Origin of the sequence: Mesorhizobium sp. M7A.F.Ca.CA.001.08.2.1 (genome assembly GCF_003998455.1) — a bacterium.
Classification (GTDB): domain Bacteria; phylum Pseudomonadota; class Alphaproteobacteria; order Rhizobiales; family Rhizobiaceae; genus Mesorhizobium; species Mesorhizobium ciceri.
The window spans coordinates 1-14,630 of the sequence record NZ_RZPW01000054.1; the positions used below are offsets into that span (position 1 = coordinate 1).

Below are 14,630 nucleotides of genomic sequence, written 5' to 3' on the forward strand. Positions count from 1 at the left end.
GATTTGATGTTCGCCAGAATTGCGCGCCACTGTGCCGCCGCATCGCCAGTGAATCCCCCTCCTCTCTTTCCGGTCGGATCATAATTTTCGGCGGTTGCCGTATTTCCGCAAAGGTAGACAAATCCCCTTGCTCCGGAGACTACCGTGCCTTTTCCCCACGGCATCAACCTTCCGTTTTTGAATTTCTTATGAGTTACGAGTTCCATGCTTCGTCCAGAACTCTTGATCGTCAGCCTATCAAATCGTCTATTCTGATCGGCAGATCGCGAATGCGCTTGCCGGTGGCATGATAGACGGCACTCGCCACGGCAGCAGCCGTTCCGACATTGCCGAGTTCGCCCAAACCCTTGACGCCGGCAGGGTTGACCTGATGGTCGATTTCGGGGACCAGGATAACGTCGACCTGTTTGATGTCGGCGTTGACCGGCACGAGATAGTCCTGCAGGTCGCGGTTGACGTAGCGCGCGTGTCGCTGATCGATTTCCGTCGCCTCGTGCAACGCCTGGCCGATACCCCAGATCATGCCACCCATCAGCTGGCTGCGCGCGGTGCGCGTGTTCATGATGAGCCCGGCGGCGAAGGCCCCGACGATGCGCGGGACCCGGATTTCGCGTGTATAGCTGTTGATGCGCACTTCGACGAACTCGGCGCCAAAGGCATATTTGACCGAATCTTCGTCGTTCTCTCCACCATGAAATTCCGACTGTCCGGCATAGAGTTTGCTGAGGGCTTCAGGCGAAGAACCCTTCGGCGCAAACTCGGCATATTCCTCGATGGCGCCGACTTGCATAGCCTTGAAGACATCAGCCAGCTTTGCGGATTTGCCGGTCTCGGTGACGACCTCTTCGCCCTTCAAGTCCAGCTTCGCATTGCCCGAACCGGCCAGCGGAGCCCCCCTGCCCGCAGCGGCGGCGAACAGCTTTCCGCGTATCGCGTCGCAGGCTTTCATGACCGCCGAGCAGACACTGGCGGTCGAGATCGATCCGCCCGACACGGGAGCCGGCGGCAAGGCACTGTCGCCCATCTCGACGCTGATCTTGTCCATGCCGATGCCCAGTCTTTCGGCCGCCATCTGGCCGGCGATGGTGCGAACGCCGGTGCCGATTTCATGCGAGCCGCACTGGACTCGAACCTCGCCGTCGGCGGTGAGACGAACCCGGGCCGCGCAGGGCGCGGCGGCAGTCGGATAGATTGCCGTCGCACAGCCCATCCCGACCAGCCAATCGCCGTCGCGCATCGAGCCGACCCTGGGATCGCGCTTCGACCAGCCAAAGGCCTCCGCTGCCTGGTCGTAGCACTTGATGAGTGAGCGGCTGGAAAATGGCTTGCCTCCTATGGGCTCCTTCTCCGGTTCATTGATGCGACGAAACTCGACAGGATCCATGCCGAGGGCCACAGCCATTTCGTCCATGGCGTTTTCCAGCGCGTAGACATAAGGCGTCTCCGGCGGCGATCGCATGTAGCCAGGCGTGTTACGGTCGGCATGAACCAGCGAAACATGCGTCAGAACGGCGCCGTAATTGTACATGCGCGCGGTGGCGGACGTGCCGCCGACGACATAAGGGTCAGGGCGTGACGTCACCTCCCAGGCCTCATGTCCGAACGCCGTGATGCGGCCGTCCTTGCCGGCGCCCATGCGGATCCGATGCCGCGTTTCGGCGCGATAGGTCTGCGTACCGAAGGCTTGCATGCGATTGACGACGCAGCGAACCGGGCGGCCAATGCGTCGCGCCGCGACGGCAACGATAGCGGTGCGTGCCGTCATCGGCCCCTTGGAGCCGAAGGCACCGCCGATATAGGGACTGACGATCCGCACATTGGCCGGATCGAGCTTCAGCTGGCGTGCCAGTTCCACCTTCCAGCCGGTAACGTTCTGGCTGGGCTCGTGTATGGTCAACTGGTCGCCTTGCCATATTGCGGTGGTCGAAAACAGTTCGATCGGATTGTGATGCTGGGTCGGCGTCGAATATTTTTCGTCGATCTTTACCGTCGCATCCGCCCAGGCGGCATCGAAATCACCGGCCTTCGCATCCTCCTTGAACATAGGGTTTTTGCCGGCAGCCGGCTCCATCTTCACGCCCTTGGAATCAAAGCTGGCGGCGGGCCGTTCGTCCTCATAGTCGGCGCGGATCAACATTGCGGCTTCCTCCGCCGCCTCGAAGGTCTCGGCAACCACCAGAGCGATGATCTGACCGTCGTGAAAAACCGTCTTGTCGTGCAAAGGCCCGATCGAACTTGCGCCGGTGTTGCCGAATTTCGGCGTGTCGGTCTTGTCCATATCGTGATAGGTGACGATGTCCAGCACACCGGGTACGGCCCGGGCGTCTTTCGTGTGAAGTCCCGAAACCTTGCCCCGGGCAATGCTGCTGGTGGCAAGGGCACCGTAGGCGACGTTGGCCGTGACGATGTCGGCGGGATAGCCGGCCTGTCCGGTAACTTTTAGCCGGGCGTCAATGCGGACAACCGGATCGCCCTGGTTTTCCCTGGGGGCGGGTGCAGCTTGGTTCATGGCTCAGCCCTTCATATCCCGGGTTTCGAGCAGCGCCCGCACCAGCGTGCGCTTGCCGAGCGGTATCTTGAATGCGTTATGCTCGCGCGGTCTGGCATCGGCGAAGGCAGCCTCGGCAGCCTCTTGCGCCGCGGCTTCGTCAAGCACTTTGCCCTGTAGCGCGTCCTCTGCTTCGCGCGCCCGCCACGGCACCGTCGCCACACCGCCAAGCGCAATGCGCGCACTCCTTACCGTCTCGCCATCCATGTCGAGCGCAACAGCCGCGGACGCCAACGCAAACGCGTAGGATTCGCGATCGCGAATCTTCAGATAGCGCGACCGGCTGCTCCACCGTTCGAGCCGCACTTCGATGGCGGTTATGAGCTCGTCGGCGGCGAGATCCGTCTCGATGTCGGGCGTGTCGCCCGGCCGTTTGTGCAGCTTGGCAAATGCAAGCGTGCGCCTTCCCCGCGGACCTTCGATCTCGACGGTGGCATCGAGCGCAACCAGTGCCTGCGCGAAATCGCCGTGATAAGTGGCGATGCAGGCATTGCTCGTACCCAGCACGGCGTGCTGGCGATTGGACCCTTCCATCGCAGCGCAGCCGGAGCCGGGTTCGCGCTTGTTGCACGGCCAGGAAATCTCTCGAAAATACTCGCAGCGCGTACGTTGCAGCACATTGCCGCCCAGGCTCGCCATGTTGCGAAGCTGACCGCTGGCGGCGAATTTCAGGCTGTCGGCAAGGGCCGGGCAACGCCGCCGGACGTCATCGTTGTCGGCTGCTTCACCCATGCGGACCAGTGCACCAAACCGGATCGTGTCATCGTTTATCCTGATCTGCCGCAAGGCTGGCTCGGCAAGAGTGTTGAGGTCAAGCAGTCGGTCCGGCCGCGCGACACCGAGCTTCATGTAGTCGGCCAGATTGGTGCCGCCGGCGATGAATTGCGTGTCGGCGCCGGTTGGCGGAACGCGCACGGCATCGACACGGGATGCCATGGCGATTGCAGCGGAGACGCTGGTTGGTCTTTCATAAACGAAGGGGCGCATCCTAGGCCCTCCTGATCTCGTCGCGCGCCTGGACGATCGCCGCAACGATGTTGGGATAGGCCGCACAGCGACACAGATTGCCGCTCATATATTCGCGAATGTCATCTTCCGACCCCGCATGGCCTTCGTTGATGCAACCGATGGCGGACATGATCTGACCCGGTGTGCAATAGCCGCATTGAAAGGCATCGTGGTCGACGAAGGCCTGCTGGACCGGATGCAGTTCCCCGTCCGTCGAGGCCAGGCCTTCCACCGTTGTGATCTCCCGCCCCTGGTTCATGACGGCAAAGCTCAAGCAGGACAGTACCCGCTTTCCATCGATCAGAACCGTGCAGGCGCCGCACTGACCGTGATCGCAACCTTTCTTGGTGCCGGTCAGGCCGACGTGATCGCGCAGAGCGTCAAGCAGGCTGGTTCGATTGTCGAGCGCGAGATTGTAGGTCTGTTTGTTGATACGCATTGAAACCGCCGACAAGTCGCGTGGTTCGGCTGGCTTTTCGGACGCTGGCTGGGCAGCTCTCGTCGGGGAATTCACAAGCGGCATCGCCGCCGCCGCCGAAACAGAGGCCGTCATGAACATGCGTCTGCTCAGGCCACTGGACATCTTGGCATCAGACATGGCTGGCTCCGGGCTGGCTGGGTCTCAAGCGGCCCAAACCAGTCGCGGAGGACAAAGTTCCCTCCTCACGAGCCTGTGATTCCTTTTTCTGTGGCGGGTTCGATGTAACCGGAACCTCACCTGTCGGGCGATGGTTGTGTGCCAAGGGCCGGAAGGAGGCGATCATGAGCGATGGTCGGCATGACAAGGACGGTGACAATGGACCTGTGTTCTCTGCGGAGCAGGCGAGACAGGGCGAGATCATCCTGCGAACGCGCACGCGTCGGGTTATCTTCATAGCAGGCTTGGTCGGTATCGTGATCCTGGCCATCGTGGTCAGGTTGGCAATCGGCTGAACCAATTCCGCCAGGCGCGAAACCGTGCCCGGTCGCCAGGAACCTTTTACGACCAGTTGTCGTTGACTGGCCACGGTCAAAACTCCTGGGAGTTCTCCCGTGGACGCGAAAACCCAAACCGAAGAACCTGAAACCGGCGACACGCACGCCGCGCCACGCAGGGCCACCTCAGACGCGTCGCCAAAACACCGGAAAGACGCCGGTCAGGCCGACGGTCAGGAGCACAAGCAGGACAAGCAGGCCGGAGAACCAAAGCCCAGCCTGCTGAGCTTCCCTCGGCGGCACCCTTACATATCGATCGCCATCCTGCTCGCAGTGCTGTTGATTGCCGTAGGGCTGGTCTTGTGGTGGCTGGACGCGCGTCAGTATGAATCGACCGACGATGCTTTCATCGACGCCCGCACGGTGACGATCGGTGCCGAGATATCGGGTCGTATCACCGATGTCGCGGTCACCGACAACCAGTCTGTGAAAGCCGGCGACGTGCTCTTGCGCATCGACGACAGCGACTATCAGGCAAGCCTGGCGGAAGCCGACGCCGGTGTGGCCTCGGCGCAGGCCGAGATCGTCGATGTCGGTGCACAGATCGAAGCACAAAACGCCAAGATCGATGCGGCACAGAAGCAGTTGGCGCAGGCCCAGGCCGCGCTCGAGTTTGCCAAAGCGGAGGACAAGCGCAACCGTGAGCTGCTGGCCAAGGGAACCTCCACCCAACAGCAGGCGGAACAGGCCGCTTCTACCCTGCGCCAGGACCAGGCCGCCCTCGACAGCGCCGGAGCAAACGTCGCTGCCGCGAAAAGCCAGGTCACTGTTCTGCAGGCACAGACCAAGAGCGCGGAAGCAAAGCTCAATCAAGCCAAGGCCAGCCAGGAGCAGGCCCGCACCATGCTGTCGCGCACCATCATAACCGCGCCTGTCACCGGTCGCGCCACCAGTATCACGGCCGCCAAGGGCACCTACGCCCAGCCTGGTCAGGTGCTGATGATGTTCGTTCCCGACGAGGTCTGGGTGAAGGCTAATTTCAAGGAGACCCAGCTTGATCTGATGCGGCCGGGACAGCCCGTCGACATCGATATCGACGCCTATCCCGAAAAGAACTTCCACGGCCGCGTCGACAGCATCCAGGCGGGCAGTGGCACCGCCTTCAGCCTGCTGCCGGCCGAGAATGCCACCGGCAACTTCGTCAAGGTGGTGCAGCGCGTGCCCGTGAAGATCGTCTTCGACCGACCGCCGGGCGTGCAGCTGGGTCCAGGCCTGTCGGTGGTGCCGACAGTCAAGGTGAGATGAGCGCCGTCGAAATGGCTGGTGAACGGAGCGAAAGCCGGTCCGCCGCCGGCGGGCGCAATCCGTGGCTGATCGCAGTCGTCGTCTCGATCGCCACCTTCATGCTGGTGCTCGACACCTCGATCGCCAACGTGGCGCTGCGCAACATCGCCGGCAGCCTCGCGGCCGGGATGGACGAAAGCACCTGGGTGATCACCACCTATCTGGTCGCGAATTCCGTGATCATCCCGGTTAGCGGCTGGTTGGCCAGCGTCATCGGCCGCAAGCGTTACTACATGCTTTGCGTGGCGATCTTCACCATAGCGTCGCTGCTGTGCGGCCTGGCGCCCAATCTGGAAATGCTCATCGTCTTCAGGATCCTGCAAGGCCTCGGCGGCGGCGGCATGGCACCCAGCGAACAATCCATTCTCGCCGACACCTTTCCACCCGAAAAACGCTCCCCGGCATTTGCTCTTTACGGCATTGCCGTCATCGTCGCACCGACAGTCGGGCCGACCATCGGCGGTTGGCTGACCGACCATTTCTCCTGGCACTGGATATTCTTCATCAATGTCCCGTTCGGCATCATGTCGCTTGCCTTGGTGCAGTGGCTGGTGGACGAGCCTGATGTGCTCGAGCGCGAACGGCAGGAACGGTTGAAGGGCGGCCTCAGAATAGACTGGGTCGGTTTCATCCTGGTCGCCACGGCACTCGGCTGCCTGGAGATCTTTCTCGATGAGGGCCAGCGCAACGACTGGTTCGCATCAGGTTTCATCGTGACCTTCGCGGCGATTTCGGCGGTCTCATTCCTGCTGCTGATCCCGTGGGAATTCAGTCACCGCGATCCGATCGTCGACGTCCGCCTGCTGTTCAGCCGCCAGTTCGGCACATCGTTCCTGGTGATGATGGCAGTGGGCGCCGTGCTGTTCAGCACCACCCAGTTGATGCCGCAACTGCAGCAGACCGCCTTCAACTATACGGCCACCCTGTCGGGCCTGTCGATGATGCCAGGTGGCATCGCAATGTTGATGCTTATGCCGATTTCCGGATTTGCCGGCGCCATCGTCCAGCCCAAATACCTGATCATGGCAGGCATGTCCGTCGTCGCTGTCGCGCTCTGGCATATGACATCGCTCACCCCGGACGTCAGTTTCGGCTTCTTTGCCTTCGCGCGCATCTTCCTGATGATCGGTTTGCCGTTCCTGTTCATCCCCATCTCGACGGCGGCTTACGTCGGTCTTGCTCCGCAGCAGACGAACCAGGCGTCGGCACTCATCAACGTTGCCCGTAACATCGGCGGAAGCATCGGTGTGTCGCTGTCCAACACGGTGATAGCCCAGAACGCGCAAATCCATCAGGCAAACCTCGTCGGCCACACAGCACAGTCGTCACCGGCCTACCAGCAGGTTCTGCGTCAGGCGACCGAGCACTTCGTGGCTCAAGGCTCGCCGATGATCGACGCAAAACAGCAGGCGCTCGGCTGGATAGGACAGTTGATAGCGCGGCAGGCCTCATTGCTCGCCTATATCGATGTCTTTCGGTATTGCGCGGTAGCGACCGCACTGCTCGTTCCCCTCGCCTTGCTGCTGCGCTCTCCCCGGCCCGAAAAGCGTTAGGTCGCGCCGCGGCGGTGTATGGCGCTGCCCCGCCATGCGGCTTCGGCTTCGCGAACTTCCGTTGGAACCAGCGCGTCGAGTCGACGTTCAGCCCTTGTGCAACAGGAGGAGCTGGCCATGCCACGAGGCGACAAATCGAAGTACACTGACAAGCAGGAGCGTAAAGCCGACCACATTGCCGAAGGTTATGAGAAGCGCGGGGTTTCCGACAAGGAGGCAGAGCGGCGCGCATGGGCAACCGTCAACAAGGACGATGGCGGCGGCAAGAAGGAAGGCGGTTCGGGCCGCGGCAAACACACGGGCCATCCGGCGGCGCACAAAGGCGGCAAAAGCGGCGGCAAGGCATCGGCATCACGATCTGCCGCAAGCCGATCGGAATCGGCAAAGAAAGCTGCAGCGACCCGCAAGCGCAATGCGGAACACCGTGCCCACTGATCTGACGGCGGCGCTCAATGGGGCCGAACGATGGAAGGACAGGGATGAAATCGCAGCTCGTCAATGAGATCGGCGGACAAAGGACATTTGTCCTGGTGCTCGACCCGCGCGAAGAAGCGTTCGCGGCACTGACCGCCTTCGCGGTCGACCAGAAGATCGGCAGCGCGTCCCTGACCGCCATAGGGGCTTTCGAAAAAGCCACCGTGGGCTGGTTTGATCCGGACGCGAAGACCTACCGCAAAATCCCTATCGACGAACAGTGCGAGGTTCTGAGCGCGATCGGCGATGTCGCACTGGGTGATGACGATAAGCCCAGCCTGCACGTCCATGCGGTGCTGGGATTGAGCGATGGCACCACCCGGGGTGGACATCTGCTTGACGGCATCGTTCGACCAACGCTCGAAATCACCCTGGTGGAAGCGCCCGGCCATCTGCGCCGCAGCAAGCGCCCGGATCTCGGTGTCGCGCTCATCGATCTGGACGATTGATCTCCAGCCGCTCTGGCTCGTTCTCAGGCCTTCTTGCTCCGCTCAGCAGGTGCTGTGTCCGGCGCCGCTTCCCACCCGAACACGCTGCGCCCGCCAAGCAGATGCGACTGGTCGAATTCTCCCGCGACAATTTCCTTCAGGCTGGGGCCGGTTGCGTATCGTTCGACTTGCCGCGACTGATCGTCGAGCCGCCTCAAGGCACCGATTTCCTCATCGCGACCGAGCTTTGCCTTTTGCACGGCCGACTTCAGAACCCCGATCGTCTCATCATAGACCTTCAGCGGCACTGGAAATGGATGCCTGTCCTTGCCGCCATGCGCCAGCGAGAAGCGGCCGGGATCGGAAAAGCGGCAAGGCGCGCCATGCACCACCTCGGCAACGAGGGCCAGCGCGCGCACCGTGCGCGCGCCGACGCCGGGGACCAGAAGGAGCTCGGCGAAATCGGTGGGACCGCGGTCCGCGGCGGCGGCGATATTGCCGTGAAGACGATGCATGACGACATCGCTTTCGCGAACGTCATGATGGGCCGGCATGACCAAATGCGGCAGCAGCGGCTGCTCCGGTTCCTGCCGGCGCCTCGGCTCCGCGCAACGCTCCAATGCCGCAAGCTCGCCCAGGATGCGATCGGGTCCGAGCTCCTGCAAAAGGTTCAGTTGCCCTTGGCGCGACGCGTCGGCGCGCCTGTCGGTCAGGTTGACGATCTCGCCTTGATTGATGCCCTCGATGGCGGCATGCGGCTGGTCGACAAAACTCTTGAGCCCCTCGGAGAGCCAATGGTAGCGGCGCGCCACCTTGCTGTCACCGTTCATGCCTTGCTGCACCACGACCCAGCGACCGTCATCGGTGACGATGAAACCATGCAGGTAAAGATCGAAACCGTCCTGGACTGCGGCGCTGTCGACCTTGGCGACAAGGCGGCTGACGGTGGCCAGGCCCGCTCCATCAAAGCCGACGCGTTGGCCGATGGCTTCGAGTTCATGCGGGGTTTTTCGCGAATGCGCGCCGCGACCACCGCAGACATGAATGCCGAGCTCGCCGGAAAGCGGCGTGAGGCCACGCTTCAAAGCGCCCACGACGCTGGTCGTGATCCCCGACGAATGCCAATCCATGCCCATGACAGCACCAAAGGACTGGAACCAGAACGGATGCGCCAGCCGTCGCAGCAGTTCGTCTCGACCATAGTGATGAATGATCGCTTCGCACGTCACGGCGCCAAGACGCGTCATGCGGTCGCCGAGCCATTTTGGCACGCGCCCGCCATGGAGTGGAAGATCAGCACTTCCCGATCGTTGCGTCACGTCTGCTATCCGTTCTGGTGTCCGTTATTCTCTTAACAGATAGGCAGCCAAACCGCGCAAGGAAGCATGGACACTTTCCGCCGAGCCGAGTTAGCGAACGTCAAGTCCAGTTCGAGAGAACCGTTTCCATCTCAACCGTCTCGACCTGCTGCGCGAAACGTTGGTGGTAAACGGTCAGCAGTGCGTCGTGGGTTGCATCGGAAGAACTGCATAGCGCGTCCGTCACGAGAACCACGCGATAGCCGAAATCGATGGCTCCGAGCACCGTGGCCAGAACGCAAACATCCGTTTCGCCACCGGTGATGACGAGCGTATCGATGCCGCGCTCCACCAGGAAGGCTCTGAGGCGCCCTTCGAACCAGGGCGAGTAGATGTGCTTGTCGATGATCGCCGCTGGCGGGCAGTAGCCGGCTAAAGACGGCAACAGTTCGGTCATTTCAGGCCCGATCGTCTCGATCGTCTGTGAAGCCCAGCGCTCATAATAGCGCTTCCATGTGCCGACGCCCTGCCCCGGCTTCTTGGCTGGCATGAAGCGTGTAAAGACCGTCTGCGGCGCGCGTCTTTCGACCAGCGTCTCGATCTGCGGGAGAACCCGGGTGATCCAGGGTGTTGCCCATTGAGACGGCTCGGCAAACAGCCGCTGCATATCCACGCAGACATGCATGCATCGATCGCCCAAGGGACCGTATGCCAGCCCCGGCATCGACATCAGTGCGTCTCCGACCGGCCAAGCATTCCCTGACTCCTCATTTTGCCAGCAAAGACACGCAACGCCGCGCGCAAGCACTGGTTCCTGAGATAGCCAACAGGAACCGACGCAAATGACCGGCGTTTTCGCTGTGATGAATGGAGGTGCTCGCATGAGACCGCGCGAGAGGCGTTGGAGCCGCAAGTCAACCGGGGCGCCAAAATGGAACTGAGCGGAGGATGTCTCTGCGGCACGATCCGCTTCCGCGTTGGAAGCGAACCGAGAGTGCATTACTGCCATTGTGATATGTGCCGGCGAGCGACCGGCAGTGCGTTCGCGGTTCTGGCCTGGGTACCTTCCCAAAGCGTGACCTGGGTCGATGCGACGCCGACCTATCGCAGGTCTTCGCCGATTGCCTGCAGGGGGTTTTGCTCCGCCTGCGGATCGCCGCTCAGCCTCGCCTATGACGCATCGCCGGGAGAGATCGCGCTTCATGTCGGAACGTTCGACGATCCGGCTCGCCTGGAGCCGCGCTACAATTATGGATCGAGGCAGCGACTTGGCTGGGTTTGCTGCGGAATGGACCTGCCGCACCACGACACCGAGGAGCGATGGTGAAACCATGTCTGAAGGGGAAGCCTGATGAGCATGTTTTACCGGGCGGCCAAGATTGCCGAAGAGGTCCACCAGGCACAGCGCGACAAGACCGGGCGACCTTATATCGAGCACTGTCGCCGTGTCGTTGACGCGGTCGAAACCAAGGATCAGAAGGTCGTCGCCTATCTCCATGACGTCCTGGAAAAGGGCGAAGGCTGGGACCGGACCAGGTTGGAAGAGGCCGGTTTTGGCCCGACGATCACGTCGGCCGTCGACGCCATGTCGCGCAGGGACGGCGAGGATTACTTCGCGTTCGTGCGACGAGCGGCATCGAATCCATTGGCGCTGCCGGTGAAGCGCGCGGATCTGGCGGACAATATCTGGCAGGCACGACAGGCTGGGGCATCAACCGTCAGATACGAGGAGGCACTACGCATCCTTGATGAAGAGTTTCCACGCGGTTAGCAGCTGCCTTGAATTTCAGCTCGCGCCGATGAGAACGGGCAATCTACTCCGTGACGTGGGGCGTATGCCTTCTGTCCTCCGCGGGCTCGACATCGATGCGCGCCTTTTCCGGATCGAATGCACCATGACGTGCAATGGCCCGCGCCGCGGTTTCAGGCGTCTCGTACGCCCACATGAAATCGTCAGCCGAGCTGCCCACGGCATGGACGCGCCAGTAGCTCGCGGTACCTTTCAAAGGGGAGCGGCTGGTGGTGTTCGTTTTTTCGAAAAGGTCAAAATAGATGTCTTCGAAAGGGATATAGAACACGGGCTCATGTCCTTCTTCCTGAAGCACTTTCGCCCGTTCCGTGGCAGCGACTATGGCGTCGGAAAATCGTACCGTCACCGTGCCCGCAAACGGTTCTATGGCCAACTGGCCAGCATGGTGTCTTGAGATTGCGCCTGAAGCTTGCATCCAAATTCTCCCTGGCTGCCGATTGATTGCGAGACCGCATTTCGGCTCGTCATGCATGGAGACGAAATGCGCGGCGATGCGTCAGGTTCCGGTCTTTACTATGGGGTCGATGGCGCCCCTCCTTCAGCGCGTGCCATGGCTATCGAGAAACGCAGCCAACATTCGCGAAACCTGATCAGAAGCCTCACGCGTCGGGAAGTGTCCGATGCCATCCAGCACCACCCGCCTGTAGAACGCGGTGAAATGCCCTTCGAGCCCCTCTGAAGACTGGGCAAACACAACGCGGTCGTCACCACCGTGAAGCGTCAAGATCGGCACCGTGATGATCTTGACCGTTGCTTGCCGGCGGGCGAGTTCGGCATAACGCGGATCGGGCTCGGCCTCTTCCCACCGGGCCCGATAGGAATGCAACGTCACATCCGCCCAGTCAGGATTTTCGAACGAGCTCGCAACGCCATCGAAAATGGCGTCGTCGAACCAGCCTGATGGACCCCAGCTGTCCCACTGATACCTGGCGAATTCCTTGCCGTTCTTTCGTACGAACTCGGCGCCCCGTGCGGTCGCCATGAACCATTGATACCAAAATGCTTTCGCCTGTTCGGGCGTCGGCGTTGCTGGTTTGCCTGGTTGCCAGCCGAGGGACAGCGCAGCGCAGCACTTGATGCGGTCCGGAAAAACCGACGCGAGCAGATAGGATATCCGAGCGCCCCAATCATGTCCGACAACTGCAAAGCGGCTGATGCCAAGCGCATCTGCAAAATCCAGCACATCCTGCGCCATCGCGGCAATCTCGCCCGAGCGCATGGTTTCTTTCGACAGGAACGATGTCGGCCCAAAGCCTCGCAACCAAGGGGAAAACGTCCGGAAGCCAGCTTCATGAAGGACCGGCGAAATACGAGCGTATGTCGTCGCGTCGTCGGGCCAGCCATGCAGCAGGACAACCGGGGCGCCGTCCTGCGGTCCACCATCGAGATAGGCGACGCGCAGCAGAGGTGTGTCGCAATGTGAGACGGAGTTCATTTGCTCTGAGGCCCCGTAGCTGGCTGGTCGCCGCCAGTCGTGGGGCCTGGTCTGGCGGCCTGATCAACCTGTGGGTTCTTGTTGCTGGTGGCTTTCATCGGCTCGGTGTTGTTGTCGCAGGCGCCGAGCGCAAGGGCAGCGGCCAAGACCAGGAATGAAAAGAACCTCTTCATCGAAACCTCCTCTGGTTGATGCCCGGCAAACGAGGTTCCGCCAATTTGGTTGCCCGACCGGGGTCCTCAAGACGCCATGGGATTGCCGATCAACGCTTCGAGCTATTGGAATCGGCCGCAACTGTCGGGTCAGGCAGAACCGGGCCACGTTCAGTCTCCGAACCCTCAGCTTCGATCTCCTGCACGGCCCGATCCCAGTGCTCCTGCTCGCGGCCTACCGGCCGGCCCTCTTGTTCCCAGATTTCATAGGCCCGTCGTTTGATCTTTTCTTCCCTGCTGTCCATGGCTAGATCCTCCAATTCGTCAGTCTCAATTCCGGGCCATATTTTTTGTTCCTCCTCTGTCGGCAACAGCCGCTGCCGGATTTCGGGAAGGCCCTTGTGGATTGCATGGGATGACCGGCTTGGTAAATTTCGTACCGATATTTTTTCGTGACACACCTATGCTCGCAGTTTTATGAATCAGGATATCGGCCAGCGCCGAGCACGTCCCTCTCCGATCCCACTGCCCGGCGCTCAAAGCCGGATCGCCCGTCGCATCGACATGGCGGGCTGTTGCTTCGATTGGAGGTGACGCTCATGCGGGAATTGCCGAAAGACATCGACGCCGATGTGGTCATCGAAATCAGCAAGCTGCTGGACGACAGCCCGCTTTTCGTCCCGGTGCGGGTTCATGAACTTGCGGCCAGGGTGAGGCAGAGGGTGAAGACCGGCCTGCCAGACCTTTCGATTGAAGAACTGATCGTGGAGATGGCCTCCGTACGTCAGCTGGCCATGGCCTTTGATCTGCCTGGATCGGAGAATGTCGTGCAAATCCCGGTGCGGTATCGCCGCTAGCACTGCGACGTCAAACGCTCCATCCGGAGGTCAGAACAAGCGACGCCTCAAACATCTGCCCACCGATCTCATCGCGTACCTTGACGGTTATCTTGACGAAATCGCAGTCGGGCATTTCGTCTTGGGCGACATCCTGCAAAATACGAATTGCTTCCGCTCTGGCTTGTTCCCGGGATTCGAACAGCTGCCCGTCATCGTCGGGTACCGCGCCGTCACCGTTTTGAAGATCAAAGTAGTACCGTTTCATTTTTCCTGCCGCGCTGGAACATCTGGCGTTTCAATGATTCCGCTTCATGGCGGTTCCTGCCCGCTGGCCGTGCTGGTGACGACGTGGTCGTTCAACGCACCGCAGGGCGAAGCGCCGATATGAAAAGCACCAGCAACGCCAAGGCGTTGAGGCCTGCGGCGATGGCATGCGAATACTCCCATTGGCGCCGCAGCAGCTCCCAGTTTTCAGGGAGGACAGTCCAGTTCCGGGTCGCCTGATTGATTGGATAGGTCAGCGTCCAGAAGGCAAACTGCGTGGCGCCGATGCTTAGAAAGGCGACAACAACCAAGCCGAAAGATGCACTCGCTCGGTAGAGCAGGATCGCCAGGGCGGCCGTGGAGAGCAATGCTCCCAGCACCACGATGCCGAACAGGTTCCATCCATCATAGGCGCGCTGCGCAGCCAGATAGTTTGGCCCGTCGAGCTTCATCTTGTTGAACATGGCGAAGAAATGCGCGGCGGCCGGAACGAAAGCCAGTGCAACGAAAATGAAGCTGACCACTCTCAGACTATAGATTGCCATGTCGGTCTCCTCTCAGG

At 61.2% G+C, this 14,630-nt stretch carries 18 protein-coding genes and 1 pseudogene; 8 read left to right on the top strand and 11 right to left on the bottom strand.

Features of this window, described 5'->3' with window-relative positions:
• The 4 genes and pseudogenes from EN914_RS38700 to EN914_RS05670 all read right to left on the bottom strand — a co-directional run.
• Nucleotides 1–206, bottom strand: a pseudogene (locus EN914_RS38700) (RidA family protein); the annotation flags it as partial.
• A gap of 23 nt (nt 207–229) precedes the next feature.
• Nucleotides 230–2,509, bottom strand: coding sequence for a xanthine dehydrogenase family protein molybdopterin-binding subunit (locus EN914_RS05660; protein ID WP_024505523.1), 2,280 nt, complete (start codon nt 2,507–2,509; stop codon nt 230–232).
• 3 nt (nt 2,510–2,512) lie between these two features.
• Nucleotides 2,513–3,535 carry a xanthine dehydrogenase family protein subunit M gene (locus EN914_RS05665; protein WP_024505524.1) on the bottom strand — a complete coding sequence of 341 codons (1,023 nt, stop codon included), beginning with the start codon at nt 3,533–3,535 and terminating at the stop codon, nt 2,513–2,515.
• A 1-nt stretch (nt 3,536) separates the two neighbouring features.
• Nucleotides 3,537–4,154 carry a (2Fe-2S)-binding protein gene (locus EN914_RS05670; RefSeq protein ID WP_024505525.1) on the bottom strand — a complete coding sequence of 206 codons (618 nt, stop codon included), beginning with the start codon at nt 4,152–4,154 and terminating at the stop codon, nt 3,537–3,539.
• 164 nt (nt 4,155–4,318) lie between these two features.
• Between EN914_RS05670 and EN914_RS05675 the strand changes: the two genes are divergently transcribed.
• The 5 genes from EN914_RS05675 to EN914_RS05695 all read left to right on the top strand — a co-directional run bounded on the left by EN914_RS05675 (nt 4,319) and on the right by EN914_RS05695 (nt 8,291).
• Nucleotides 4,319–4,489, top strand: a complete 171-nt coding sequence (locus tag EN914_RS05675) for a hypothetical protein (protein WP_081714449.1) — start codon at nt 4,319–4,321, stop codon at nt 4,487–4,489.
• Nucleotides 4,490–4,588: 99 nt separating this feature from the next.
• The gene (locus EN914_RS05680) at nt 4,589–5,776 is read left to right on the top strand and encodes an HlyD family secretion protein (protein ID WP_024505526.1); all 1,188 of its coding nucleotides are present in this window, start codon (nt 4,589–4,591) and stop codon (nt 5,774–5,776) included.
• A complete protein-coding gene (locus tag EN914_RS05685; RefSeq protein ID WP_024505527.1) occupies nt 5,773–7,368 on the top strand; it encodes a DHA2 family efflux MFS transporter permease subunit in 1,596 nt (531 codons plus the stop codon). The genes EN914_RS05680 and EN914_RS05685 overlap by 4 nt, the downstream gene beginning before the upstream one ends.
• 117 nt (nt 7,369–7,485) lie before the next feature.
• Nucleotides 7,486–7,803: a hypothetical protein gene (locus EN914_RS05690; protein WP_013531559.1), complete on the top strand. Its 318-nt coding sequence runs from the start codon at nt 7,486–7,488 to the stop codon at nt 7,801–7,803.
• A gap of 44 nt (nt 7,804–7,847) precedes the next feature.
• Nucleotides 7,848–8,291 (top strand): PPC domain-containing DNA-binding protein, encoded by a 444-nt coding sequence (locus EN914_RS05695; protein WP_024505528.1) that lies wholly within the window; start codon nt 7,848–7,850, stop codon nt 8,289–8,291.
• Between the two features lie 23 nt (nt 8,292–8,314).
• On the opposite strand, the gene EN914_RS05700 is transcribed toward EN914_RS05695, so the two are convergent.
• A complete protein-coding gene (locus tag EN914_RS05700; protein WP_024505529.1) occupies nt 8,315–9,589 on the bottom strand; it encodes a DUF763 domain-containing protein in 1,275 nt (424 codons plus the stop codon).
• A gap of 100 nt (nt 9,590–9,689) precedes the next feature.
• Entirely contained in the window at nt 9,690–10,298 is a 609-nt protein-coding gene (locus EN914_RS05705; RefSeq protein WP_024505530.1) for a cysteine hydrolase family protein, read from the bottom strand.
• Nucleotides 10,299–10,499: 201 nt separating this feature from the next.
• On the opposite strand from EN914_RS05705, the gene EN914_RS05710 reads away from it, so the two are divergent.
• Both EN914_RS05710 and EN914_RS05715 read left to right on the top strand, forming a co-directional pair.
• Nucleotides 10,500–10,895, top strand: a complete 396-nt coding sequence (locus tag EN914_RS05710) for a GFA family protein (RefSeq protein ID WP_032899744.1) — start codon at nt 10,500–10,502, stop codon at nt 10,893–10,895.
• 24 nt (nt 10,896–10,919) lie between these two features.
• Nucleotides 10,920–11,339: an HD domain-containing protein gene (locus EN914_RS05715; RefSeq protein ID WP_024505532.1), complete on the top strand. Its 420-nt coding sequence runs from the start codon at nt 10,920–10,922 to the stop codon at nt 11,337–11,339.
• Between the two features lie 43 nt (nt 11,340–11,382).
• Here the strand turns inward: EN914_RS05715 and EN914_RS05720 are convergent, their stop codons facing one another.
• The 3 genes from EN914_RS05720 to EN914_RS05735 all read right to left on the bottom strand — a co-directional run bounded on the left by EN914_RS05720 (nt 11,383) and on the right by EN914_RS05735 (nt 13,270).
• Nucleotides 11,383–11,793: a DUF427 domain-containing protein gene (locus EN914_RS05720; protein ID WP_013531554.1), complete on the bottom strand. Its 411-nt coding sequence runs from the start codon at nt 11,791–11,793 to the stop codon at nt 11,383–11,385.
• Between the two features lie 123 nt (nt 11,794–11,916).
• On the bottom strand, nt 11,917–12,813 hold the full coding sequence (locus EN914_RS05725) for an alpha/beta fold hydrolase (RefSeq protein ID WP_024505533.1): 897 nt from the start codon (nt 12,811–12,813) through the stop codon (nt 11,917–11,919).
• Nucleotides 12,814–13,075: 262 nt separating this feature from the next.
• Nucleotides 13,076–13,270 (bottom strand): DUF2934 domain-containing protein, encoded by a 195-nt coding sequence (locus EN914_RS05735; RefSeq protein ID WP_013531551.1) that lies wholly within the window; start codon nt 13,268–13,270, stop codon nt 13,076–13,078.
• A 294-nt stretch (nt 13,271–13,564) separates the two neighbouring features.
• Here EN914_RS05735 and EN914_RS05740 point away from each other — a divergent pair, with 294 nt between their 5' ends.
• A complete protein-coding gene (locus EN914_RS05740; protein ID WP_013531550.1) occupies nt 13,565–13,822 on the top strand; it encodes a hypothetical protein in 258 nt (85 codons plus the stop codon).
• A 10-nt stretch (nt 13,823–13,832) separates the two neighbouring features.
• On the opposite strand, the gene EN914_RS05745 is transcribed toward EN914_RS05740, so the two are convergent.
• A complete protein-coding gene (locus EN914_RS05745; RefSeq protein ID WP_024505534.1) occupies nt 13,833–14,069 on the bottom strand; it encodes a DUF6894 family protein in 237 nt (78 codons plus the stop codon).
• Between the two features lie 91 nt (nt 14,070–14,160).
• Nucleotides 14,161–14,613 (bottom strand): hypothetical protein, encoded by a 453-nt coding sequence (locus EN914_RS05750; RefSeq protein WP_024505535.1) that lies wholly within the window; start codon nt 14,611–14,613, stop codon nt 14,161–14,163.
• Between the last annotated feature and the right edge of the window lie 17 nt (nt 14,614–14,630).